General features: G+C 65.1%; 24 protein-coding genes and 1 tRNA gene. 7 read left to right on the forward strand and 18 right to left on the reverse strand.

Translation table 11 applies throughout. From position 1 onward, the window contains the following. Positions 1-17: 17 nt before the first annotated feature. The 4 genes from AACL56_RS18565 to AACL56_RS18580 all read right to left on the reverse strand — a co-directional run bounded on the left by AACL56_RS18565 (position 18) and on the right by AACL56_RS18580 (position 2,551). Complete coding sequence (locus tag AACL56_RS18565) at positions 18-758, reverse strand: phage holin family protein (RefSeq protein WP_339091286.1); 741 nt, start codon at positions 756-758, stop codon at positions 18-20. A gap of 51 nt (positions 759-809) precedes the next feature. Then, a complete protein-coding gene (locus AACL56_RS18570) occupies positions 810-1,106 on the reverse strand; it encodes a glycine zipper domain-containing protein (protein WP_081268986.1) in 297 nt (98 codons plus the stop codon). A 152-nt stretch (positions 1,107-1,258) separates the two neighbouring features. Further along, the gene (locus tag AACL56_RS18575; protein WP_339091287.1) at positions 1,259-2,362 is read right to left on the reverse strand and encodes an NAD(P)/FAD-dependent oxidoreductase; all 1,104 of its coding nucleotides are present in this window, start codon (positions 2,360-2,362) and stop codon (positions 1,259-1,261) included. A 66-nt stretch (positions 2,363-2,428) separates the two neighbouring features. Next, positions 2,429-2,551, reverse strand: coding sequence for a stereocilin (locus AACL56_RS18580; protein WP_339091288.1), 123 nt, complete (start codon positions 2,549-2,551; stop codon positions 2,429-2,431). A 257-nt stretch (positions 2,552-2,808) separates the two neighbouring features. Here AACL56_RS18580 and AACL56_RS18585 point away from each other — a divergent pair, with 257 nt between their 5' ends. Together AACL56_RS18585 and AACL56_RS18590 are read left to right on the forward strand one after the other, a co-directional pair. Next, positions 2,809-3,411, forward strand: a complete 603-nt coding sequence (locus AACL56_RS18585; protein WP_339091289.1) for a peptidoglycan recognition protein family protein — start codon at positions 2,809-2,811, stop codon at positions 3,409-3,411. After that, entirely contained in the window at positions 3,402-3,779 is a 378-nt protein-coding gene (locus tag AACL56_RS18590) for a hypothetical protein (protein ID WP_339091290.1), read from the forward strand. Before AACL56_RS18585 ends, AACL56_RS18590 begins: the two co-directional genes overlap by 10 nt. A gap of 75 nt (positions 3,780-3,854) precedes the next feature. Here the strand turns inward: AACL56_RS18590 and AACL56_RS18595 are convergent. The 10 genes from AACL56_RS18595 to uvrB all read right to left on the reverse strand — a co-directional run bounded on the left by AACL56_RS18595 (position 3,855) and on the right by uvrB (position 12,591). Beyond that, positions 3,855-3,929, reverse strand: a tRNA-Val gene (locus AACL56_RS18595). 60 nt (positions 3,930-3,989) lie between these two features. Next, positions 3,990-4,712: a DNA polymerase III subunit epsilon gene (gene dnaQ, locus AACL56_RS18600; RefSeq protein WP_339091291.1), complete on the reverse strand. Its 723-nt coding sequence runs from the start codon at positions 4,710-4,712 to the stop codon at positions 3,990-3,992. A gap of 85 nt (positions 4,713-4,797) precedes the next feature. After that, a complete protein-coding gene (fdx, locus tag AACL56_RS18605) occupies positions 4,798-5,136 on the reverse strand; it encodes an ISC system 2Fe-2S type ferredoxin (RefSeq protein ID WP_339091292.1) in 339 nt (112 codons plus the stop codon). 9 nt (positions 5,137-5,145) lie between these two features. Then, entirely contained in the window at positions 5,146-7,008 is a 1,863-nt protein-coding gene (hscA, locus tag AACL56_RS18610; protein WP_339091293.1) for a Fe-S protein assembly chaperone HscA, read from the reverse strand. 4 nt (positions 7,009-7,012) lie between these two features. Continuing rightward, complete coding sequence (hscB, locus tag AACL56_RS18615; protein ID WP_339091294.1) at positions 7,013-7,531, reverse strand: Fe-S protein assembly co-chaperone HscB; 519 nt, start codon at positions 7,529-7,531, stop codon at positions 7,013-7,015. 63 nt (positions 7,532-7,594) lie between these two features. Continuing rightward, complete coding sequence (iscA, locus tag AACL56_RS18620) at positions 7,595-7,918, reverse strand: iron-sulfur cluster assembly protein IscA (protein WP_081268993.1); 324 nt, start codon at positions 7,916-7,918, stop codon at positions 7,595-7,597. Position 7,919: 1 nt separating this feature from the next. Then, positions 7,920-8,339 (reverse strand): Fe-S cluster assembly scaffold IscU, encoded by a 420-nt coding sequence (iscU, locus tag AACL56_RS18625; protein WP_339091295.1) that lies wholly within the window; start codon positions 8,337-8,339, stop codon positions 7,920-7,922. Positions 8,340-8,389: 50 nt separating this feature from the next. Beyond that, positions 8,390-9,610, reverse strand: coding sequence for an IscS subfamily cysteine desulfurase (locus tag AACL56_RS18630; protein WP_339091296.1), 1,221 nt, complete (start codon positions 9,608-9,610; stop codon positions 8,390-8,392). Between the two features lie 82 nt (positions 9,611-9,692). Further along, positions 9,693-10,229, reverse strand: a complete 537-nt coding sequence (iscR, locus tag AACL56_RS18635) for a Fe-S cluster assembly transcriptional regulator IscR (RefSeq protein WP_007828186.1) — start codon at positions 10,227-10,229, stop codon at positions 9,693-9,695. A gap of 244 nt (positions 10,230-10,473) precedes the next feature. Further along, positions 10,474-12,591 (reverse strand): excinuclease ABC subunit UvrB, encoded by a 2,118-nt coding sequence (gene uvrB / locus AACL56_RS18640; RefSeq protein WP_339091297.1) that lies wholly within the window; start codon positions 12,589-12,591, stop codon positions 10,474-10,476. A gap of 104 nt (positions 12,592-12,695) precedes the next feature. On the opposite strand from uvrB, the gene AACL56_RS18645 reads away from it, so the two are divergent. The 4 genes from AACL56_RS18645 (at position 12,696) to AACL56_RS18660 (ending at position 16,800) form a co-directional block, all read left to right on the forward strand. Continuing rightward, entirely contained in the window at positions 12,696-13,892 is a 1,197-nt protein-coding gene (locus AACL56_RS18645; protein WP_339091298.1) for an amino acid aminotransferase, read from the forward strand. 184 nt (positions 13,893-14,076) lie between these two features. Further along, positions 14,077-15,513 carry a polyhydroxyalkanoate depolymerase gene (locus AACL56_RS18650; protein ID WP_339091299.1) on the forward strand — a complete coding sequence of 479 codons (1,437 nt, stop codon included), beginning with the start codon at positions 14,077-14,079 and terminating at the stop codon, positions 15,511-15,513. A gap of 19 nt (positions 15,514-15,532) precedes the next feature. After that, positions 15,533-16,165 carry an RnfABCDGE type electron transport complex subunit B gene (locus AACL56_RS18655; RefSeq protein ID WP_339091300.1) on the forward strand — a complete coding sequence of 211 codons (633 nt, stop codon included), beginning with the start codon at positions 15,533-15,535 and terminating at the stop codon, positions 16,163-16,165. After that, positions 16,162-16,800: a LysE family translocator gene (locus tag AACL56_RS18660; protein ID WP_339091301.1), complete on the forward strand. Its 639-nt coding sequence runs from the start codon at positions 16,162-16,164 to the stop codon at positions 16,798-16,800. The genes AACL56_RS18655 and AACL56_RS18660 overlap by 4 nt, the downstream gene beginning before the upstream one ends. Here AACL56_RS18660 and yedA read toward each other — a convergent pair. Beyond that, the gene (gene yedA, locus AACL56_RS18665) at positions 16,766-17,695 is read right to left on the reverse strand and encodes a drug/metabolite exporter YedA (RefSeq protein ID WP_339091302.1); all 930 of its coding nucleotides are present in this window, start codon (positions 17,693-17,695) and stop codon (positions 16,766-16,768) included. The genes AACL56_RS18660 and yedA overlap by 35 nt on opposite strands. A 116-nt stretch (positions 17,696-17,811) precedes the next feature. On the opposite strand from yedA, the gene AACL56_RS18670 reads away from it, so the two are divergent. Next, positions 17,812-18,309, forward strand: coding sequence for an Lrp/AsnC family transcriptional regulator (locus tag AACL56_RS18670; protein ID WP_339091303.1), 498 nt, complete (start codon positions 17,812-17,814; stop codon positions 18,307-18,309). 108 nt (positions 18,310-18,417) lie between these two features. On the opposite strand, the gene AACL56_RS18675 is transcribed toward AACL56_RS18670, so the two are convergent. From AACL56_RS18675 to AACL56_RS18685, 3 genes are read right to left on the reverse strand one after another with little or no spacing between them, the layout of a single operon-like run. Continuing rightward, positions 18,418-18,909, reverse strand: a complete 492-nt coding sequence (locus tag AACL56_RS18675; protein ID WP_339091304.1) for a VOC family protein — start codon at positions 18,907-18,909, stop codon at positions 18,418-18,420. Further along, complete coding sequence (bioB, locus tag AACL56_RS18680) at positions 18,906-19,940, reverse strand: biotin synthase BioB (RefSeq protein ID WP_339091305.1); 1,035 nt, start codon at positions 19,938-19,940, stop codon at positions 18,906-18,908. Before bioB ends, AACL56_RS18675 begins: the two co-directional genes overlap by 4 nt. Next, positions 19,940-21,988 (reverse strand): acetyl-CoA carboxylase biotin carboxylase subunit, encoded by a 2,049-nt coding sequence (locus tag AACL56_RS18685; RefSeq protein WP_339091306.1) that lies wholly within the window; start codon positions 21,986-21,988, stop codon positions 19,940-19,942. Before AACL56_RS18685 ends, bioB begins: the two co-directional genes overlap by 1 nt. Positions 21,989-22,131 lie beyond the last annotated feature (143 nt).

The following is a 22,131-nucleotide window of genomic DNA, read 5'->3' on the forward strand; positions in this document are numbered from 1 at the left end:
CTTTTTCAAGAGCCGCGTCAGCGCATGCGCCAGAGGATCGGCGCGATAAACGCAGCCCAGCGCAGCAGGCGCTTCGGCTTGATCACCACCACGGCAGTGGCGGCAACCACGCCCGTTGCCACGGGGTGGGCCCGTGCAATGCGCAGCGCGGCGGCAGCAGCGGACTCGTTGGCCGGAGGCGCGTCGCTTTCACTCCGTGCACCTGCGCCGCCATCGTTGTCGGCACCGGTCGGCACCTCGCGCCCGCCCTGCAGCGTGGCGATGCGCTGGCGCTGACGCTCCATGCGCGCAAGCAGCTCTTCTCGCGTGACGGGACGCGGCGGTCGCGGCGCATCTTCATCATGGTCTGGATCCTTGCCCAGGCCGAAACGGTCCTGCACCCACGCCCAATCACGTTCGAATTCCTGACGCGCCGGCACGAAACTGTTGGACGCATTGCGCAAGGTCGTCAGCAGACCGATGGCAGCCGCCAGCCACAGCACGATCCACACACCCGCCACCGACCAGGCGGCCGTGATGCGGTATGGCGTTTCCCAGAAATGAACCACCACCGCCACGGACAGCAAGGCCACCGTGACCGTGGTCAGCCCCAGCACGGCCACGACGAGGATCAGCATCAGCTTCAGGCGCTGCTTCTCATCCTCCCAGGCCATGCGCAGCAGTTGCACCCGGTCTTCGGCCGCTAGAGCGCCTTCGGCAGCCGCGATCCGCAGGCGCCGGATCCGGGCGTTCAGCCCGAACAGGGACAGCAGCCTCATCGGCTGGCTCCGGCCATGTCCGGTCGAACGATGCTGCGGTTCGTATTCAGGTCAGCGGCGGCCAAGCAGCAGGCCCACCAGCACGCCGACGGCCAGTGCGGCACCGGCAATCTGCCATGGTTCGTCGTGGGCGTAGGCGTTGGCGGAGGTGGCTGCCTCGCGCGCCTTCTTGGCGGCGAGCTTGCTCTTCTCCGACGCGAGTTCGCGTGCAATGGCCAGCTTGGTGTCGATGCGCTGGCGCAGCGCCTTGATGTGGGGAACCGAATCCAGGTCCTTGCTCGCCAGCACGCCGCGCACGTCGCTCGCGATGTCTTCGGCTGCTGCTTCAAGATTTTGGGATGCACTCATTGGAATCTTTCCTCCGTGATGACACCGGCACCGCGCCGGCGGCTTCACGCCAGCAAATGGCGTGCTGTCATGTTACAGGCTCGAAAGACCCTCATGCACATCAGATGCACTGCTGCGCACACGACGCGCCTTCGTCGTACACGCGATGTGCGCTACGCCTGCGCCAGCAGTCCGGCGACGTGGCGCCCGATGGCGAGGCTGCTCGTCAGTCCGGGCGACTCGATGCCGAACAGGTTCACGAGTCCCGGCACTCCGTGAGAGGCGGGTCCGTCGATCATGAAGTCGGCAGCCGGCTCGCCGGGTCCGGAGATCTTCGGGCGCATGCCTGCATAGCCCGCGATCAGCGCGCCATCCGGCAAACCCGGCCAGTACTTTCGCACCTCGGCGTAGAAGGCATCGCCGCGCCGCGGATCGACAACCAGGTCGTCGGCCGACTCGACCCATTGCACATCGGGACCGAACTTGGCCTGGTCGCCGAGATCGATGGTCAGGTGCACGCCCAGACCACCGGGTTCCGGGACCGGGTAGACAAGGCGCCCGAACGGCGCGCGCCCCGACAGGGTGAAGTAGTTGCCCTTGGCGAAGTACTCCTCCGGCACCGATGAAGCGGGCAACCCTTCGAAGTGGCGCGCCAAGGCGGGCGCCCCCAGGCCTGCGGCATTGACAACGCTGCGGCAGCGCAGCGCCGTACCGTCCTCCGCTATCAGCACAATAGCGCCGCCCGTGCATTCGGCGCGGCTGACTGGCGATTTCAGAGCGAGCATTCCGCCTGCATTTTCGAGATCGCCGAGGAGGCTCAGCATGAATGCATGGCTGTCGACGATGCCGGTGCTCGGCGAATTCAGTGCGGCCACGCAGTGCAGCTGCGGCTCCAGCGCAATGGCCTGTTGCGCGGTAAGCAGTTCGAGATCGTCGACGCCGTTGGCCGCAGCCTTGGCACGGATCGCTTCGAGCTGCTCGGCTTGTTCGGGCGATGTGGCCACGATGAACTTGCCACAGCGCCTGTGCGGCACGCCGCGCTCTGCTGCATAGTCGTACAGCAGGTGCTTGCCCTCCACGCAAAGCTTCGCCTTGAGCGAACCCTGAGGGTAGTAGATGCCGGCGTGAATGACCTCGCTGTTGCGCGAACTCGTCCCAGTGCCGATGGCGCCTTCCGACTCGAGAACCAGCACTTCACGGCCGGCGAGCGCCAAAGCGCGCCCTACCGCCAGCCCCACCACGCCACCGCCGATGACGGCGCAATCAATTTCGTCCATTTCGCGAGCTTAGCTCGGCTCGCGCGCAGAGCCGCGGAGAGTCTTTGCCCGAAGGCTCGGCAATGATCAGGTGGCTGTGGGCGGCGGCTCGGGATCGGTAGGCTCGTCGGGCGCCGTGTCCGGACCTTCGTCGGGTTCGACGGGCAGGTCCGGGGTGACCGGGGTCGGCAGATCGGGATGTGTGGTCATGGTCTTGCTCCTTTCCTGTCGCTTCTAGGCCGATGGAGCAACCGGTGCGCCAGCACCTTGCTGGACTTGCCGTCGGCGCGGACCGACAACGCAGCCCAAATCGCCCCCCGATGTGACACCCTCATGAAGCCGCCCCATCGCCCTTCACTGTTAAATCGCGTTACCACTGCGGTTTGGGGATCCGTGATCGATGTGCTGTACTTTGCAGAGCGCGGGCCACCGACGAGCGCTGCAAATTCAAGGGAGGAGAAACAACAATGCCCACCATCGACGCCAACGGGATGCTGGTCGACCCGAAGGTGATTCCCAGGCGGTCCTCGGGAATCGAGCACGGCGCCTTGCCCAGCGTGCTGGCCATCGTGGTCCACCAGACCGACTCGCCTACCGCCGAATCCACCCTCAGCGGTTATCAGGCAGGCGGCAACGGCGCTCACTTCCTGATCGACAAGAACGGGCAGATTTACCAGACGGCCAGCCTGTTCGCTCGTTGCTACCACGTGGGCAAGCTGATCAAGTCGAAATGCCTGACGGTGAACAAGAGCAGTTGCGACACGGCTGCGATGGCCAAGATGCTCGCCATGTCATGGACGCGCCAGATCAACGCCATAGACGCGCACGAGCGCGCGAAGCCTTACCCCGACCGCTATCCGGTCAACGACGATTCGATCGGCATCGAGCTTGTCGGCATGCACATCGACGATGACAGCTACGAGGCGGTGACGGCGGCCCAGAATGCGTCGCTTCAATGGCTGATAGATGCCCTTTATGCGCAGTTCGACCTGAAATCGAGCGACGTCTACCGGCATCCGGCCGTTTCCTACAAGAATCCCGGCGAAGCGAGTTCGGCGGTATGGAAGTGAGAGCAGGCGTCCTGACGCTGCTGGCGGGCGCGGTGCTGCTCGCTTCCTGCGCAACACGCAACTCAGCGTTCAGCAACATCTACGTCGCCGACTTCCACACCGATGCCCCAGCCTCCTGCCGTGCGTCGGACGTGCCGCGCAGCCACAGCAAGGCCCAGGAATTCTTCTCTCGCGCAAAAGAGGTCGACTACAAGACGCTGCACGACCACTACGAGCAAGCGCCCTGCTATGCGGAGGGCACGCTGACCCGGCAAGGCCGTTCGTGCGACTGGCGAATTCGGGCTGGCGCCACTGGCTCGGTCCAATGCGCAGAACAGAATCTGTACTTCGCGTGCGACACCTGCGACGACCTGTTCGATTCGAAATAGCCTCTAGAAAAAGCCAGAGACCGAAAGCGAACGGGCAAGAAAAAAGCGACTTGGAAATCCAAGTCGCTTTTTGTTTGGTGGGCGGTGGAGGTTTCGAACCTCCGACCCCAGCAGTGTGAATGCTGTGCTCTACCCCTGAGCTAACCGCCCTGAGACACTGCTTTTAAGTTCAGCATCTTGAACACGTATCGCGTTGTGCGAAGCCTCAGATTATGCCACAGGTTTTTCGCTGTTTTGGCGAAACAACGTGCGACCACCGCTTGATTTGTCGAGCTGCGTCAAAACCGCATCGTGCGCGGCCAGTTCCTGCTCGCCCGCGAAGATCACCGGCAGCTCGAACTGGCTCAAGTCGATGGCGACCACCGTGGTGCCCTGCACGGGTTCGGTGGACGCCACGTCGATCAACAGCGCATCCTGTCCACGCGTGAGGTTGATGTAGACGTCGGCCAGCAGTTGCGCATCGAGCTTGGCGCCGTGGAAGGTCCGGTTGGAGCGGTCGACACCGAAGCGGTCGCACAGCGCATCGAGCGAATTGCGCTTGCCCGGGTAGACCTGCTTGGCCATGGCCAGCGTGTCGGTCACTTCGCTGACGAAGGTGCGCAATGGCGGCAGGCCCGCGCGCTCGAATTCCTTGTTGAGGAATCCGACGTCGAACGCCGCGTTGTGAATGATCAACTCCGCCCCGCGCAGGTACTCGACGACGTCGTTGGCCAAGGTAGCGAACTTCGGCTTGTCCCGCAGGAAGTCGGTGGTGAGCCCGTGCACCTTGAGCGCGTCTTCATGGCTCTCGCGCTCGGGGTTGAAGTAGATGTGCAGGTCGTTGCCCGTGAGCTTGCGGTTGAACAGTTCGACGCAGCCAAGCTCGATCACCCGATCGCCGTTCTCCGCGGAAAGGCCGGTGGTCTCGGTATCGAGAACGATCAGGCGACTCATGCGTGCCCCCTGGCTCGGCACTTCGTACCCTCGCCGCCCCGCACGGGGAAGCGAGCCTGCCTGGGGCGAACAAGCGCTGCGCTCATCAGTGGTTTTCCTTGGCGTGGTTGATCGAATACTTGGGAATCTCGACCGTCACATTCTCCTGCGCCAGGATGGCCTGGCAACTCAGGCGCGACTGCGGCTCGAGACCCCAGGCGCGATCGAGCAGGTCTTCCTCGCCCTCTTCCGCTTCGTTGAGCGAATTGAAGCCTTCCCGCACGATGACGTGGCAGGTGGTGCAGGCGCAGCTCATCTCGCAGGCGTGCTCGATGTTGATGTCGTGGTCGAGCAGCGCCTCGCAGATCGAGGTGCCCGCGGGCGCGGTGATTTCGGCGCCTTGCGGGCAGTACTCGGGATGCGGGTAGATCTTGATCGTGGGCATGTCGTTGTTCTAGAGGGATTCGACCTTGCGACCGGCAAGCGCGCGCGCAATGCCCGCGTTCATGCGTTGTGCGGCGAAGGCTTCGGTGTCGTCGGCCAGCTTCTTGGTCGCGGCCTCGATCGCGGCCGCATCGCTGCCCTTCGCGGCCTCGCGCAGTTGCGCCATCGAACCATCGATGACGGCGCGCTCTTCGCCGGTGAGCAGGTCACCGTCGGCGTCGAGTGCGCTCCGGGTTGCCAGCAGCATGCGCTCGGCATCCACGCGGGCTTCGACCAGCGCGCGGGCCTGCATGTCCTGCTGTGCAGTGGAAAAGCTTTCCTGCAGCATGGTCGCGATCTGGTCGTCCGAGAGGCCGTAGGACGGCTTGACCGCCACGCTCGCCTCGACACCGCTGGCCTGCTCCTTTGCGCTCACGCTCAGCAGGCCGTCGGCGTCGACCGTGAAGGTCACGCGAATGCGTGCCGCGCCCGCTGCCATCGGCGGAATGCCTCGGAGCGTGAAGCGAGCGAGGCTGCGGCAATCGGACACGAGGTCACGCTCGCCCTGCACCACGTGCAGCGCCAGCGCGGTCTGGCCGTCCTGGTATGTGGTGAAGTCCTGTGCCATCGCTGTCGGGATGGTCTGGTTGCGCGGCACGATGCGCTCGACCAGCCCTCCCATGGTCTCGATGCCGAGCGACAGCGGAATCACGTCGAGCAACAGGAGTTCGCCAGCGCCGTCGTTGCCCGCCAGTTGATTGGCCTGCACGGCCGCGCCCAGCGCGACGACTTCATCGGGGTTCAGGTTCACCAGCGGCTCGCGTCCGAAGAAGTCGGCAACGGCGCGCCGGACCTGCGGCATGCGCGTGGACCCGCCAACCAGCACGATCCCCTGCAGGTCGTCAGGCTTGAGCTTCGCGTCGCGCAGCGCCTTGCGCACGGCGGCGATGGTGCGGTCGGTCAGCGGCCGGGTGGCCGCATAGAACTGTTCGCGCGTCAGCTCGAAGCTAACCGTGCTGCCGCCGACGTTCGCGCTGAACGTCGTCGACTCGGCGTCGGTCAGAGCCTCCTTTGCCGCGCGCGCAGCCACCAGGAGTGCGGCACGGTCGGCATCGCTGCCGGCCTGCCGGCCGGTTTGCGCCAGCACGAAATCGGCCAGCGCATGGTCGTAGTCATCACCGCCCAGCGCCGAGTCGCCGCCCGTGGCAATCACCTCGAACACGCCCTGCGTCAGCCGCAGGATCGAGATGTCGAAGGTACCGCCGCCGAGGTCGTACACCGCGTAGACACCTTCGCTCGCATTGTCGAGACCGTAGGCGATGGCCGCGGCAGTGGGCTCGCTGATGAGGCGCAGCACGTTGAGGCCTGCGAGTTGCGCCGCGTCCTTGGTGGCTTGCCGCTGACCTTCGTCGAAGTACGCCGGCACGGTGATGACGGCGCCGTACAGCTCGTCGTCGTCGAAGGTGTCCTGGGCGCGATAGCGCAGCGTGGCCAGGATCTCGGCGCTGACCTCCACTGGCGACTTCTCGCCGGCCAGCGTCTGCACCGACACCATCCCGCCGTCACCGCTGCCGATGCGATACGACATCGCGTCGCGGTTGGCGATATCGGCAAGGCCGCGGCCCATCAGCCGCTTCACGGACGTGATGGTGTTGGCCGGGTCCTGCGCACGCGCGGCCACGGCATCGAAGCCGATCTGGCGGCGGTCACCCTCAAGGTAGCGCACGGCCGAAGGCAGCAGCACGCGGCCCTGGTCGTCAGGCAGGCATTCGGCCACACCGTTGCGCACCGAGGCAACCAGGGAGTGCGTCGTGCCGAGGTCGATGCCCACGGCGATGCGGCGCTGATGCGGATCGGGCGCCTGGCCGGGTTCGGAAATCTGGAGAAGAGCCATGCCGTTATTGTCCCAACTGATCGAATTTGGCTTCGACGTCCTGCGCGAAGCGCTCAATGAACATGAGGGCTCTCACCTGCTGCACGGCGGCTGGGTAGTCGCCCTTCTCGTCGATGAGCCAGTCAAGCGACGAGAGCGCACGCGTGCGGCCGGCTTCGACCTCGGCCTGCAGTTTTTCGAGCGATGCAACATCGTCGACCTCGTGGAGCGCTTCGCGCCACTCCATCTGCTGCATGAGGAACTCGGGCGGCATCGCCGTGTTGTTCTCGGCATTCACCGCCGAGCCATGCAGTTCGCAGATGTAGCTCGCCCTGCGAATCGGGTCCTTGAGCCGCTGATAAGCCTCGTTGATGCGCACCGACCACTGCATGGCCACGCGCTGTGCCGCAGCGCCTTGCGCGGCAAAGCGGTCCGGATGCGCTTCGCGCTGCAGTTCTTTCCAGCGCACGTCGAGCGCGGCGCGGTCCTGGGCGAAGGTCGCCGGCACGGCGAACAGTTGGAAGTCGGTGTCGTTCAGGTTCATGGCAAGAAAAAACCGCCAGCACATGACATGGTGGCGGCTGTTGTCGCGGTCAGCGACGGCGCATCAGATGCGGAAACTTTCGCCGCAGCCGCAACGGTCGCGTTCGTTCGGGTTGATGAACTTGAAACCCTCGTTCAGACCTTCGCGCACGAAGTCGAGCTGTGTGCCGTCGATGTAGGCCAGGCTCTTCGGGTCGACCAGCACTTTCACGCCATGGTCTTCGAACACCACATCTTCGGGCGCCAGTTCGTCCACATACTCGAGCTTGTAGGCCAGGCCCGAACAGCCTGTGGTCTTCACGCCCAGCCGCACGCCAACGCCCTTTCCTCGCTTGCCGAGGTAGCGGGTGACGTGTCGCGCAGCGGCTTCGGTCAGCGTGACGGCCATGTCAGTGGACGGCTTCGGCTGCAGCAGCTTCGGTCTTCGCGCCGTGCTTGGCCTTGTAGTCGCTCACCGCGGCCTTGATCGCGTCTTCAGCCAGGATGGAGCAATGAATTTTCACCGGCGGCAGCGCCAGTTCTTCGGCGATCTGCGCATTCTTCAATGCAGCTGCTTCGTCGAGCGTCTTGCCCTTGACCCACTCGGTCACCAGCGACGACGAGGCAATGGCCGAGCCGCAGCCATACGTCTTGAAGCGTGCGTCTTCGATCACGCCGGTTTCGGGGTTGACCTTGATCTGCAGCTTCATCACGTCGCCGCAGGCCGGCGCGCCGACCATGCCGGTGCCGACCGAATCGTCGCCCTTTTCGAAGGAGCCGACGTTGCGTGGATTTTCGTAGTGGTCGATGACCTTGGAAGAATATGCCATGGTGTACCTCTCAAACTTTGTTCAATCGTGGAGCCTGCTGCGGTCGGCCGTCAGTGCGCCGACCACTGGATCGTGCTGATGTCGACGCCGTCCTGGAACATCTCCCACAAGGGGCTGAGCTCACGCAGCTTGGCAACGTTGTGCTTGATGGTCGAAATGGCGTAGTCGATTTCTTCTTCGGTCGTGAAACGGCCGATGGTCATGCGAAGGCTGCTGTGGGCCAGTTCATCGCTGCGCCCCAGAGCGCGCAGCACGTAGCTGGGTTCCAGGCTCGCCGAAGTACAGGCCGAGCCCGACGACACCGCCAGACCCTTGATGCCCATGATCAGCGACTCGCCCTCGACGTAGTTGAAGCTCATGTTCAGGTTGTGCGGCACACGGTGCTCGAGGTCGCCATTGATGAACACCTGCTCGACATCCTTCAAGCCGTCGAGCAGACGCTGCTGCAGGCGGCGCGCATGGGCGATGTCGTCCTTCATCTCCAGCTTGGCGATGCGATAGGCCTCGCCCATGCCGACGATCTGGTGGGTCGGCAACGTGCCCGAACGCATGCCGCGCTCGTGCCCGCCGCCGTGCATCTGGGCCTCGAGCCGCACGCGCGGCTTGCGGCGCACGTACAGCGCACCGATGCCCTTGGGGCCGTATGTCTTGTGCGAGGCGAGGCTCATCAGGTCGATGGGCAGCGCCGTGATGTCGATGTCGACCTTGCCGGTGGCCTGCGCCGAGTCGACGTGGAAAATAACGCCCTTTTCGCGGCAGACATTGCCCAGAGCCACCACGTCCTGGATCACGCCGATCTCGTTGTTCACGAACAGCACGCTGGCCAGAATGGTGTCGGGGCGGATCGCGGCCTTGAACTTCTCGAGGTCAACCAGCCCGTTTTCCTCGACGTCAAGATAAGTGACTTCGAAGCCCTGGCGCTCCAGTTCCCGCATGGTGTCGAGCACGGCCTTGTGCTCGGTCTTCAGCGTGATCAGGTGCTTGCCCTTGCCCTTGTAGAACTGCGCCGCGCCCTTCAGCGCGAGGTTGATCGACTCGGTGGCGCCCGACGTCCAGACGATTTCGCGGGGATCTGCGTTGATCAGGTCGGCCACTTGGCCGCGCGCCTTCTCGACCGCCTCTTCAGCCTCCCAGCCCCAGGCATGGCTGCGCGACGCCGGATTGCCGAAGTGTTCGCGCAACCAGGGAATCATGGCGTCGACCACACGCGGGTCGACGGGCGTGGTCGCGCCGTAATCGAGATAGATCGGGAAATGAGGAGTTACGTCCATGGCTGGCTCGTGCTGACGTGGGGTTGTTCTTTGATCTGGGGCTGCTCGTGGCGGCGCCCGAAGGCGCGGCCGGATATCAGGCTCAGGACTTGGCGAAAGCGTTACCGAGAGCGAACACCGAATTCGGCGCGTTCACGCGGATCGGCTTGACGACCGGCTGAGCCGAGATCGCACGCTTGACGACCGGCTTGTTCTCGATCTGCACGCCCTTGGCGATCTGGTCGTCGACCAGCTTCTGCAGCGTGACCGAATCGAGAAATTCGACCATGCGCTGGTTCAGCGAAGCCCACAGTTCATGGGTCATGCAACGACCGGCTTCGCCCAGGCAGTTTTCCTTGCCGCCGCATTGCGTGGCATCGATGGGCTCATCGACCGACACAATGATGTCCGCCACCGTGATGTCCGCAGCCTTCCGGCCAAGGCTGTAGCCGCCGCCGGGACCGCGGGTCGATTCGACCAGTTCATGACGGCGCAACTTGCCGAAAAGCTGCTCGAGATACGACAGAGAAATCTGCTGCCGCTGGCTGATTGCAGCAAGCGTGACCGGACCGGTGTTCTGACGCAGCGCCAGATCGATCATTGCTGTGACCGCAAAACGGCCTTTGGTAGTGAGACGCATCGCAAGCTCCTTCAAGTGCTTACCGTTGAAATGACACCGTGGTTCTGGACCGCGGTGACTTCGTCTCCGCCCTGCCCGACCCATGACGCTGGTGAACCAGTTGTTAGGAGTCGGTCCTTCATCGCGAAGTTCTTCTTTTGTTGTTGACTGTTTCGCTCAAGTATAACAGAAGCCCCCGAAGTCTGCTGGGGTAAACCCCAGCCGCTTCGTTGCACGCTCGGCTTGGAAAAAAGCGAACCTCTGTTTACTGAGGTGGAACGGCGATGTTGTCGCCGCCGGACGCCCCGAAAGCCTGCTCGCGCAGCAGCGCCAACTGGTCGCGAACGCGGGCCGCCTTCTCGAACTCGAGGTTGCGGGCGTGCTCGAGCATCTGCTTCTCGAGCCGCTTGATTTCCCGGGCGATGTCCTTTTCGCTCATGTCCTCGACCTTGGCGCGCTCCAGGTCGAGTTTGGCCATTTCCTTTCCCGTCTTCTCGCTGTAGACGCCATCGATCAGGTCGCGAACCTGCTTCACGATGCTGCGAGGCGTGATGCCGTTGGCTTCGTTGTGGGCGATCTGACGGGCACGACGACGCTCCGTTTCGTCGATGGCCTTCTTCATCGAGTCCGTCATCTTGTCGGCGTACAGGATCGCCTTGCCGTTCAGGTTCCGCGCGGCCCGGCCGATGGTCTGGATGAGGGAACGCTCCGCGCGCAGGAAACCTTCCTTGTCGGCATCCAGGATAGCCACCAGCGACACCTCCGGAATGTCCAGGCCCTCGCGCAGCAGGTTGATGCCTACCAGGACGTCGAAAGTGCCCAGGCGAAGATCGCGAAGGATCTCGACCCGCTCGACCGTGTCGACATCGCTGTGCAGGTAGCGCACCTTCACCCCGTTGTCGCCGAGGTAATCGGTCAGCTGCTCGGCCATGCGCTTGGTCAGGGTGGTGATGAGCACGCGCTCGTTCTTGTCGACCCGCACGCGGATCTCACCCAGCACATCGTCCACCTGATGAGTGGCAGGCCGGACCTCCACCTCCGGATCGATGAGCCCGGTCGGCCGCACCAGCTGCTCGACCACGTTGCCGGCATGGTCCTTTTCGTACTGCGCCGGGGTGGCGGATACGAATATGCATTGCCGCATCCGAGTCTCGAATTCCTCGAGCTTGAGAGGCCGGTTGTCCAGCGCGCTTGGCAGCCGGAATCCGTATTCGACCAGCGTGGTCTTGCGCGCCCGGTCGCCGTTGTACATGCCGCCGAGCTGGCCGATCATCTGGTGGCTCTCGTCCAGGAACATCAGCGCGTCCTTGGGCAGGTAGTCGGTCAGCGTTGCCGGCGGCTCCCCCGGCGCGGCGCCCGACAGATGGCGCGTGTAGTTCTCGATGCCCTTGCAGTGGCCGATCTCGGCCAGCATTTCCAGATCGAAACGCGTGCGCTGCTCCAGTCGCTGCGCCTCCACCAGCTTGCCCGCGCCCACCAGTTCCTTGAGCCGGTCGCCCAGTTCGAGCTTGATGGTTTCCACCGCCGCCAGCACCTTGTCGCGCGGCGTCACATAGTGGCTCGACGGGTACACCGTGAACCGCGGCACCTTCTGGCGTACACGCCCGGTCAGCGGATCGAACAGTTGCAGCGACTCGATCTCGTCATCGAACAGTTCGAAGCGGATTGCCAGTTCGCTGTGCTCCGCCGGGAAAACGTCGATGGTGTCGCCGCGCACACGGAAGGTGCCGCGCGCAAAGTCCTGCTCGTTGCGCGTGTACTGCATGCGGATGAGGCGCGAGATCAGGTCGCGCTGGCCGACCTTGTCGCCGACGCGGGCAATCAGCCGCATCTCCATGTAGTCCTCGGGGGTGCCGATGCCATAAATGGCGCTCACCGTGGCCACGATGACGGTGTCGCGCCGCTCCAGCACGCTCTTGGTGGCCGACAGCCGCATCTGCTCGATGTGTTCGTTGATCGACGAGTCCTTCTCGATGAACAGGTCGCGCTGCGGCACGTAGGCCTCGGGCTGGTAGTAGTCGTAGTAGCTGACGAAATACTCGACGGCGTTCTTGGGAAAGAACTCGCGGAACTCGCTGTAGAGCTGCGCCGCCAGGGTCTTGTTGGGCGCGAACACGATGGCCGGGCGGCCCAGGCGGGCGATCACGTTGGCCATGGTGAAGGTCTTGCCCGAGCCGGTCACGCCGAGCAGCGTCTGGAACACCTCGCCGTCGGTCACACCCTCGACCAGGCCCTCGATGGCCTTGGGCTGGTCCCCGGCCGGCGGATAGGGCTGGAACAGCTCGAAAGGCGAGTCGGGGTAGCGGATGAATTCACCTTGTTTCGCAGGACCGATCGGGTCCAGCTTCTTCAGGTCTGCTATGGCTTCGTTGTTCTCTGGCATGGCTGTTCCCGACAGGTGGCGTGTCGCCGGTAAAATTCAAGGCAACCGGAAAGCGTAGCGCAAGTCCGGTTGCCAGCGAAGCTTTCATCCCAAAGGACCTTTCCATGTCTATGTTCACCGCGGTCGAAATGGCACCGCGCGACCCGATCCTCGGCCTCAACGAGCAATTTGCAGCCGACACCAACCCCAACAAGGTCAACCTCGGCGTCGGCGTCTACTACGACGACAACGGCAAGCTGCCCTTGCTCCAGTGCGTGCAGGCGGCCGAGCAGAACATGATGAAAGCGCCCACTGCGCGTGGTTATCTGCCCATCGACGGCATCGCGGCGTACGACAACGCCGTGAAGGCCCTGGTCTTCGGTGCCGACAGCGAACCCGTCACCTCGGGCCGCGTGGCCACCATCCAGGCCATCGGCGGCACCGGCGGCCTGAAGGTCGGCGCCGACTTCCTGAAGAAGCTCAACCCCAACGCCAAGGTGCTGATCAGCGACCCGAGCTGGGAAAACCACCGCGCGCTGTTCACCAACGCCGGCTTCGAAGTCGAAAGCTACCCCTACTACGACGCCGCCAAGCGAGGCATCAACTTTGACGGCATGCTGGCCGCACTGAACGCAGCCCCGGCCGGCACCGTGGTCGTGCTGCACGCCTGCTGCCACAACCCGACCGGCTACGACATCACGTCCGAGCAATGGGACCAGGTGGTCGCCGCGGTGAAGGCCCGCAACCTCGTGCCCTTCCTCGACATGGCCTACCAGGGCTTCGGCTACGGCCTGAAGGAAGACGGCGCGGCCGTCGCCAAGTTCGTGGCAGCGGGCCTGACCTTCTTCGTTTCGACCTCGTTCTCGAAGAGCTTCAGCCTGTACGGCGAGCGCGTCGGCGCGCTGTCGGTGCTGTGCGAGAACAAGGAAGAAGCCGGCCGCGTGCTTTCGCAGCTGAAGATCGCGATCCGCACCAACTACAGCAACCCGCCGACGCACGGCGGCGCCGTGGTGGCCGCGGTGCTCGGCAACCCCGAGCTGCGTGCCCTCTGGGAAAAGGAACTCGGAGAAATGCGCGTGCGCATCAAGGCCATGCGTCAGAAGCTGGTCGACGGCCTGAAGGCCGCTGGCGTGAAGGAAGACATGAGCTTCATCACCACGCAGATCGGCATGTTCAGCTATTCCGGCCTGACCAAGGACCAGATGGTGCGCCTGCGCAACGAGTTCGGCGTGTACGGCACCGACACGGGCCGCATGTGCGTCGCAGCGCTGAACAGCAAGAACATCGAGCACGTGTGTGCCTCGATCGCCAAGGTCGTCTAAGCCAATCACAGGCGAAATGCAGTCATCCAGGTGACAGCAGAGTGTGAGGGAATGCGTTTGCGACGATTCCTTCACACTCTTCCGGAAGCACCCATGCGTCGGGGTGTGGATAGGGGTTAGGCCCCCTGCAATGCAGCAGACGCGCTGATATATTGCACTGCAACATTCCACTCGAAGACCAGCGATGCTCTACCAACTCTACGAAGCCCAGCGTTCCTTGATGGAGCCCTTCTCGGACTTCGCCCAGGCCGCTTCCAAGCTCTACAGCCCTGGCGCCGTGTGGGGCCAGTTGCCCATGGCCCAGCGCATGGCCGCGGGCTACGACCTTCTCTACCGCCTCGGCAAGGACTACGAGAAGCCCGAGTTCAACATCAAGTCGGTGAAGGTCGAGGGCAAGGATGTGGTCATCCAGGAGGCCATCGAGCTCGACAAGCCGTTCTGCGAGCTGCGCCGCTTCAAGCGCTTCACCGACGAGCCGCACATCCTCAAGACCCTCAAGAGCCAGCCCGTGGTGCTCATCGTGGCGCCGCTGTCGGGCCACTACGCCACGCTGCTGCGCGACACCGTGCGCACCATGCTGCAGGACCACAAGGTCTACATCACCGACTGGAAGAACGCACGCCTGGTTCCGTTGTCGGAAGGCGAGTTCCATCTCGACGATTACATCAATTACGTGCAGGAGTTCATCCGCCATCTGCAGGCCGAGTACGGCAACTGCCACGTGGTGAGCGTGTGCCAGCCCACGGTGCCTGTGCTGGCCGCCGTGTCGCTCATGGCCAGCCGCGGCGAGCCGCTGCCGCTCACCATGACCATGATGGGCGGCCCCATCGATGCGCGAAAGTCGCCCACCGCGGTCAACAACCTCGCGATGAACAAGAGCTTCGAGTGGTTCGAGAACAACGTGATCTACCGCGTGCCACAAGGCTTCCCCGGTGAAGGCCGACGCGTGTACCCCGGCTTCCTGCAGCACACCGGCTTCGTGGCCATGAACCCCGACCGCCACGCCAGCAGCCACTACGACTACTTCAAGGACCTCATCAAGGGCGACGACGCCAGCGCCGAGGCCCACCGCAAGTTCTACGACGAGTACAACGCCGTGCTCGACATGGACGCCGACTACTACCTCGAGACCATCCGCGCCGTGTTCCAGGAGTTCGACCTGGTCAACGGCACGTGGGACGTGAAGAACCCCGACGGCCAGGTGGAGCGCGTGCGCCCGCAGGACATCCGCGGCGCCGCCCTGCTCACCGTCGAAGGCGAACTCGACGACATCTCGGGCTCCGGCCAGACCGAGGCCGCGCACAGCCTGTGCACCGGCATCGCCGACAGCCAGCGCGAGCACTACGAGGTCAAGGGCGCGGGGCACTACGGCATCTTCAGCGGCCGCCGGTGGCGCGAACTGGTGTACCCGAAGGTGCTGAAGTTCATCGCCGCCCACGACGAGCCGCAGCGCCGCGCCGCCGACAGCGCGCTGCTGGCGTCCGAAGACGGTGCCCGGTCGGCCCGCAAGACCGCGTCCGTCGCAGCGAAGAAGGCACCCGCTGCCAAGACCGGCGCCGTTGCCGTGCCCGCGAAGAAAGCCGCCGCGCGCAAGAAGCCCGGCACCAGCGCCGCGCGCTGACCGCGCACGTCAGCTTCCAGTGAACGGACTCGCCGCACGCATCAACGACGCACTGCCCCAGACGCAGTGCACCCGGTGCGGCTACCCCGACTGCGCCGGCTACGCGCAGGCCGTGGCCGACGAGGAAGCCGGCATCAACCAGTGCCCTCCGGGAGGTGCCGAAGGCATCGACCGGCTGGCGTCCATCACCGGGCGGCCCGCGCTGCCGCTCGACCCACAGTTCGGCACCGAAGGCCCGCGCGCCATGGCCGTCATAGACGAAGCCTGGTGCATCGGCTGCACGCTGTGCCTCGACGCCTGCCCCACCGACGCCATCGTCGGCATCAACAAGCGCATGCACACCGTGATCGAGGCGCACTGCACCGGCTGCGAGTTGTGCATTCCGGTCTGCCCGGTCGATTGCATCTCGCTCGAGGTCGAGACACCGGGCCGCAGCGGCTGGCAGGCGTGGTCGGCCGAACAGGCCGGCCACGCGCGGCACCGCTACGCGCTGCACGGCACCCACCGCAACACCGAGGCGCGCCTGGCCGACAAGCCGGCCGCAGCCGAAGCCCCGCAGGACGCCGGCGCACGCAAGCGCGCCATCGTCGAAGCCGCCCTGGCACGGGCACGCGCCGCATCGCAGCAACGCCCACCGGCGACCAAGCCATGACGCTCGACACCCTGTCGATCTACATCGTCGCCTCGCTGGCGTTGGCGCTGATTCCCGGTCCGACGATGCTGTTGGCGCTGTCCAATGGCATCGAGGGCGGCATGCGCCGCGCAAGCTGGGGCATCGCGGGCGCGTCGCTCGGCAGCATCACGCTGATCGCCATCGTGGCGCTCGGCCTGGGCTCGCTGCTGGCGGCTTCGGAATGGCTCTTCAATGCCATCCGCATCGCAGGCGTGGCCTACCTCGTGTGGCTCGGCGTGAAGCTCTGGCGCAGCGAGCCGACCGACCTGCGCGTCGCGCTTGCGAAGTCCCCGCTCGAGACGCGTCCGCATGGCCGCCTCGCCCTCGTGCGCAGCCTGGCCGTGGCGCTGTCGAACCCCAAGACGGTGCTGTTCTTCGCGGCCTTCCTGCCGCAGTTCGTCGACATCACGCAACCGCAAGGGCCGCAGTACCTGCTGCTCGGCGCGGTGTTCGTCGCGCTCGACACCTGCGTGATGCTGGCCTACGCCGGGGCCGGCACGCAGGCCGTGCGCTTCCTCTCGCAGCGCGGCCTCAAGGCGATGAACCGCGGCTGCGCAGCCGGCATGTGGCTGCTGGCCGCTACGCTTGCGGTGTGGCGCCGCCCCGGCGCTTGAACAGCAACAGCAGCACGCCCGCCAGCACCACGCCGACGGCATACCACTCGAAGCGCGTGACCGTCTCGTGGGCGATCCACACGCCCAGCAGCATCGCGATCACCGGGTTCACGAAGGTGTAGCTCGCCGCCAGCGCGGCCGGCGCCTCCGCCAGCAGCACCATGTAGGCGTTGAAGGCAATGAGCGAACCGAACACGACGAGGTAGACCCATGCGGCGACGGCCTCGGGCTGCGGCGGCCAGTTCGTCGTTTCGCCCGACACCGCGGCGAGCCCCATCAGCACCACGCCGCCGCACAGCATCTCGCTCGCAAAGCCCATCGCGCCCGGTGCCAGCGGCAGGCGGCGCTGGCTCAGCACACTGCCCAGCGACCAGCACACGCAGGCGATGCAGATGGCCACGAGGCCTTCGGGCGACGACCTGAAGCCGCTGCCCTGCGTGAGCATCAACACGCCGACGAGCCCGAGCGCGATGCCAGCCGCCTCGAGCCGCGAGGGCTTCACGCCCCATACGAGGTTGAGCAAGGCGATGAGCAACGGGATTACCGCAATGAACGCCACCACGAGCCCGGACCCGATCGAGACCTCGGCATTGGCCGTGCCGCCCATGCCGCCGCCCAGCATCAGCGCACCGACGACGAAGGCGTTGCGCCACTGCGCGAGCGAAGGCCACGGCGCGCCGCGCCAGCGCATCCACGCCGCGAGCAGCACGCCGGCGAAGAGAAAGCGCGACCCCATCTGCAGGAACGGTGGAAAGCTGATCAGCGCGTACTTGATCGCGAGATAGGTCGAGCCCCACACCACCCACGTGGCGGCAAGGCAGAGCCACAGCAGCAGCGGCAATCCGGGGTGACCCGCCGACGGCGCGGCGTGGGCAGGCGATGTGAGCGTGGGCATGTCGACGGTGTCTCTTGTTGGCGTTCGATGCCGACCATGGTATGAAGGCCATCCTGCCGAAGCCATGCACGTTTCATGGTTCTTAGCTCTCCAAACCATCGATTTGAAGGAGTTGCATGGACTTTTCCTTGAACCCCTCGCTGGACGCCCACGACACCCGCATCCTTTCCGAACTGCAGGCCGACGCGCGCCTCACCATGGCCGAACTGGGCCGTCGCGTGCACCTGAGCCAGCCCGCCGTCACCGAGCGCGTGAAGAAGCTGGAAGCTGCGGGCGTCATCAGCGGCTACCGCGCCACCGTGAACCTCGGCAAGCTGGGCTACGGCATCCGCGCGATCATTCGCGTGGGCCGCGCCGATTACGCGCGCGTGGTCGAACTGGTGCAGCAGACGCCCGAATGCGTCAACGCCTACAACGTGACCGGGGAAGACAGCTGGGTGCTCGAGATCGCGGTGATCGACGTGAGCCACCTCGACGCGGTGGTCACCAAGTTCTGCATCCTCACGGAGACGGCGACGTCGATCATCCTGAACCCGGCGCGCGAGCACCAGGCGATGCTGCCGCCGCAGCGGGCGGACGTGAAGCCGCCGATCAGGAAAGTGCTCAACGCATGAACGGGTTCGGCCCCGGCTTTCCGCACTTCGAGCCGCTTCGCCTTCCCCTATCCGGTGGCAACACCGGCGGCCCGGCGCAGCAGGTTACGCGGTGTTCCTCGCGCGAAGTCAGGGCCTCGACGCGGTGGCGGCCAAGGCGCCGAAAGCCGCAACCACTTCCGCCGGCGCCTGCACCATCTCGATCAGCACGCCCTCGCCCGCGATGGGAAACTCGTCGTTCGCCTTCGGGTGCAGGAAGCAGATGTCGAAGCCGGCTGCGCCCTTGCGGATGCCGCCCGGTGCAAAACGCACGCCCTGCGCCGTGAGCCACTCCACGGCCCTGGGCAGGTCGTCGATCCAGAGCCCGACGTGGTTCAGCGGCGTGGTGTGAACGGCAGGCTTCTTCTCCGGGTCCAGCGGCTGCATCAGGTCGACCTCGACCTTGAAAGGTCCGACGCCCATCGCGCAGATATCCTCGTCGACGTTCTCGCGCTCGCTCTTGAAAGTGCCTGTGACCTCGAGCCCCAGCATCTCGACCCACAGCTTCTGCAGGCGCAATTTGTCGGGACCGCCGATGGCGATCTGCTGGATGCCCAGCACCTTGAACGGACGTGTGGTCATGCGGCGCAACCTTTCTCTTGTTCCTGGACCTGGCGCGCATCAAGCCCGAGCTTGCGCAGCAGCACCGTGTCGGCTTCCACATCGGGGTTGCCCGTCACGAGCAGCTTGTCGCCGTAGAAGATCGAGTTGGCGCCAGCCATGAAGCACAGCGCCTGCACTGCGTCGCCCATCTGCTGGCGCCCGGCCGACAGCCGTACGCGTGCGGTCGGCATGGTGATGCGCGCGACCGCGATCATGCGCACGAAGTCGAACGGGTCCACCGGCTCCGAGTCGGCCAGCGGCGTGCCAGGCACGCGCACCAGGCTGTTGATCGGCACCGACTCCGGGTACGGGTTCAGGTTGGCCAGTTGCGCGATGAGCCCTGCACGGTGCACCGGTGCCTCCCCCATGCCGACGATGCCGCCGCAGCACACGCTGATGCCGGCGCTGCGCACGTGGGCCAGCGTGTCGAGCCTGTCCTGGTAGGTGCGGGTGTCGACCACGTCGGTGTAGTACTCGGGCGCAGTGTCGAGGTTGTGGTTGTAGTAGTCGAGGCCCGCGGCCTTGAGCTGGTGCGCGTGGTGTGGCTCCAGCATGCCGAGCGTGGCGCAGGTCTGCATGCCGAGGCCCTTCACCGCTTCGACGAGCACCGCCACCTTCTCCACGTCGCGGTCCTTGGGCGCGCGCCACGCGGCGCCCATGCAGAAGCGGGTGGCGCCGGCGTCCTTGGCGGCCTGCGCGGCGCGCACCACCTCCTCGACCTCCATCAGCTTCTGCGCCTTCACGCCAGTGTCGAACTCGGCGGATTGCGGGCAGTAGCCGCAGTTCTCGGGGCAGCCGCCGGTCTTCACCGACAGCAGCGTGGCCAGCTCGATGTCGCCGGCAGGAAAGTGCTGGCGATGCACGGTCTGCGCCTCGAACAGCAACGCCATGAACGGCTTGTCGAAGAGCGCCTGGACGGCCTTGACCGACCAGCGGTCCGTGGCCTTCGCCGCCACCGGCTTCGCAGGCCGATGCAGGGTGATGGCCTGCTGCAAGTCGTTGGCGCCCATCAGTTGAACTCCATGATGACCTGGTCGACGGCCAGAGATTCGCCCTTGTTCGCGGAAATCTTGCCCACCACGCCGTCCTGCGTGGCGAACAGAACGTTCTCCATCTTCATCGCCTCGATCACCGCGAGCTTCTCGCCGGCGCGCACCTGCTGCCCCGGCTGCACCGACACCTCGACCAGCAGGCCCGGCATCGGCGACATCAGGAACTTGCTCAGGTCCGGCGGCGCCTTGTAGGGCATGAGTTCGAGAAGCCGCGCGCCCAGCGGCGACAGCACGAGCGCTTCGATCTGCGTGCCGTCGTGCGACACGCGCAGCGCCAGCGGGCTCTTGCCCGCACCGCGCTCCACTTGCGCAGTGAAGGGCTTGCCGTTCACCATGCCCTGGACGCGGATCGCGCCCAGCGCGAAGCTGCTGTCGATCTTGTAGCTCCTGTCGGCCACCGCCACCGCGCTCGCGCCGGTCTTGCCCTGGAAGTCGGTGACCGACACCGGGTGGTGCACGTTCCTGCCTTCGGCGCCGAGTTCGACCACCACGAACTGCTCGCCCACCTTCACACCGTGCCCCTCGAGTTGACCGCTGATGCCCGAGGCGCGCGCGCGGTAGCGGCGGTGCACGTAGGCGGCCAGCGCCACCAGGAACGACGGATCGGCGTGCGGCACGTCTTCCGCGTGGAAGCCCTTGCCGTAGTGCTCGGCGATGAAGCCGGTGTTGAAATCGCCCGCCACGAACTTCGGATGCGCCAGCAGCGCGGCCTGGAACGGAATGTTGCTGCTGATGCCGCGGATCACGAAACCGTTGAGCGCCTCCCGCATGCAGGCGATCGCGTGGTTGCGGTCTCGGCCGTGCACGATGAGCTTGGCGATCATCGAGTCGTAGTACATCGGGATCTCGCCGCCGTCGTACACGCCGGTGTCCACGCGCACGCCATAAAGGTGCGCCGTGTCGCTCGCGAACATGCTTTCCTTGGGCGGCTGGAACTTCACCAGTCGGCCGGTCGACGGCAGGAAGTTGCGGAACGGGTCCTCGGCGTTGATGCGGCACTCGATGGCCCAGCCCTCGCGCTTCACCTCGGCCTGGGTCAGCGGCAGCGGCTCGCCGGCGGCCACGCGGATCATCAGCTCGACCAGGTCGAGCCCGGTGATGCACTCCGTCACCGGATGCTCCACCTGCAGGCGCGTGTTCATTTCCAGGAAGTAGAAGCTCTGGTCCTTGCCGACCACGAACTCCACCGTGCCCGCGCTCTGGTACTTCACGGCCTTGGCCAGCTGCACCGCCTGCTCGCCCATCGCCTTGCGCGTGGCGTCGGAGATGAAGGGCGACGGCGCTTCCTCGATCACCTTCTGGTGGCGCCGCTGGATCGAGCATTCGCGCTCGTTCAGGTAGATCACGTTGCCGTGCGAATCGCCCAGCACCTGGATCTCGATGTGGCGCGGCTCCTCGACGAACTTCTCGATGAACACGCGGTCGTCGCCGAAGCTGTTGCGCGCCTCGTTGCGGCACGAGGTGAAGCCCTCGAAGGCCTCCTTGTCGTTGAAGGCCACGCGCAGGCCCTTGCCGCCGCCGCCGGCCGAGGCCTTGATCATCACCGGATAGCCGATTTCCTTGGCGATCTCCACGGCGCGCTCGGCCGTCTCGATGGCGTCGTTCCAGCCCGGAATGGTGTTGACCTTGGCTTCGTTCGCGAGCTTCTTCGAGGCGATCTTGTCGCCCATCGCCGCGATCGAATAGTGCTTCGGCCCGATGAAGGCGATGCCCTCTTCCTCGACCTTGCGCGCGAAGGCCTCGTTCTCCGACAGGAAGCCGTAGCCGGGGTGCACCGCCTCGGCGCCCGTCTGCTTGCACGCCGCGATGATGCGGTCGGCCTGCAGGTAGCTCTCGCGGCTGGGCGCCGCACCGATGTGCACCGCTTCGTCGGCCAGCTCGACGTGGCGGGCTTCCTTGTCGGCGTCGGAGTAGACGGCGACCGTGAGGATGCCCATCTTCTTCGCGGTCTGGATGACCCGGCAGGCGATTTCCCCGCGGTTTGCGATCAGGATCTTCTTAAACATTTCGGGTCTCCGCGTGGAAATCGCCGGCACGCGCTACGCGTGCCAAGCAATTTGGCTTCGCCGAAGCGGCCTTGCGGCCGCTTTCGCCGCAATTGGCAATCAGGATCTTCTTGAACATGTTATTTGCGTCCAATGTCTTTCAG

It is taken from the genome of Variovorax paradoxus, assembly GCF_902712855.1.
Lineage (GTDB): Bacteria > Pseudomonadota > Gammaproteobacteria > Burkholderiales > Burkholderiaceae_C > Variovorax > Variovorax paradoxus_Q.

Bases quoted from the DNA above. Each gene is read 5' to 3' on its own strand.
- AACL56_RS18645 (WP_339091298.1), top strand. From the start codon at position 12,696: ATGTCTATGTTCACCGCGGTCGAAATGGCACCGCGCGACCCGATCCTC.
- AACL56_RS18565 (WP_339091286.1), bottom strand. From the start codon at position 758: ATGAGGCTGCTGTCCCTGTTCGGGCTGAACGCCCGGATCCGGCGCCTG.
- AACL56_RS18650 (WP_339091299.1), top strand. From the start codon at position 14,077: ATGCTCTACCAACTCTACGAAGCCCAGCGTTCCTTGATGGAGCCCTTC.
- AACL56_RS18570 (WP_081268986.1), bottom strand. From the start codon at position 1,106: ATGAGTGCATCCCAAAATCTTGAAGCAGCAGCCGAAGACATCGCGAGC.
- uvrB (WP_339091297.1), bottom strand. From the start codon at position 12,591: ATGCCAGAGAACAACGAAGCCATAGCAGACCTGAAGAAGCTGGACCCG.
- bioB (WP_339091305.1), bottom strand. From the start codon at position 19,940: ATGGGCGCCAACGACTTGCAGCAGGCCATCACCCTGCATCGGCCTGCG.
- hscA (WP_339091293.1), bottom strand. From the start codon at position 7,008: ATGGCTCTTCTCCAGATTTCCGAACCCGGCCAGGCGCCCGATCCGCAT.
- fdx (WP_339091292.1), bottom strand. From the start codon at position 5,136: ATGCCCACGATCAAGATCTACCCGCATCCCGAGTACTGCCCGCAAGGC.
- AACL56_RS18685 (WP_339091306.1), bottom strand. From the start codon at position 21,988: ATGTTTAAGAAGATCCTGATCGCAAACCGCGGGGAAATCGCCTGCCGG.
- AACL56_RS18675 (WP_339091304.1), bottom strand. From the start codon at position 18,909: ATGACCACACGTCCGTTCAAGGTGCTGGGCATCCAGCAGATCGCCATC.
- AACL56_RS18660 (WP_339091301.1), top strand. From the start codon at position 16,162: ATGACGCTCGACACCCTGTCGATCTACATCGTCGCCTCGCTGGCGTTG.
- dnaQ (WP_339091291.1), bottom strand. From the start codon at position 4,712: ATGAGTCGCCTGATCGTTCTCGATACCGAGACCACCGGCCTTTCCGCG.
- AACL56_RS18630 (WP_339091296.1), bottom strand. From the start codon at position 9,610: ATGGACGTAACTCCTCATTTCCCGATCTATCTCGATTACGGCGCGACC.
- iscA (WP_081268993.1), bottom strand. From the start codon at position 7,918: ATGGCCGTCACGCTGACCGAAGCCGCTGCGCGACACGTCACCCGCTAC.
- AACL56_RS18585 (WP_339091289.1), top strand. From the start codon at position 2,809: ATGCCCACCATCGACGCCAACGGGATGCTGGTCGACCCGAAGGTGATT.
- AACL56_RS18580 (WP_339091288.1), bottom strand. From the start codon at position 2,551: ATGACCACACATCCCGATCTGCCGACCCCGGTCACCCCGGACCTGCCC.
- AACL56_RS18590 (WP_339091290.1), top strand. From the start codon at position 3,402: ATGGAAGTGAGAGCAGGCGTCCTGACGCTGCTGGCGGGCGCGGTGCTG.
- yedA (WP_339091302.1), bottom strand. From the start codon at position 17,695: ATGCCCACGCTCACATCGCCTGCCCACGCCGCGCCGTCGGCGGGTCAC.
- iscU (WP_339091295.1), bottom strand. From the start codon at position 8,339: ATGGCATATTCTTCCAAGGTCATCGACCACTACGAAAATCCACGCAAC.
- AACL56_RS18575 (WP_339091287.1), bottom strand. From the start codon at position 2,362: ATGGACGAAATTGATTGCGCCGTCATCGGCGGTGGCGTGGTGGGGCTG.
- iscR (WP_007828186.1), bottom strand. From the start codon at position 10,229: ATGCGTCTCACTACCAAAGGCCGTTTTGCGGTCACAGCAATGATCGAT.
- hscB (WP_339091294.1), bottom strand. From the start codon at position 7,531: ATGAACCTGAACGACACCGACTTCCAACTGTTCGCCGTGCCGGCGACC.
- AACL56_RS18670 (WP_339091303.1), top strand. From the start codon at position 17,812: ATGGACTTTTCCTTGAACCCCTCGCTGGACGCCCACGACACCCGCATC.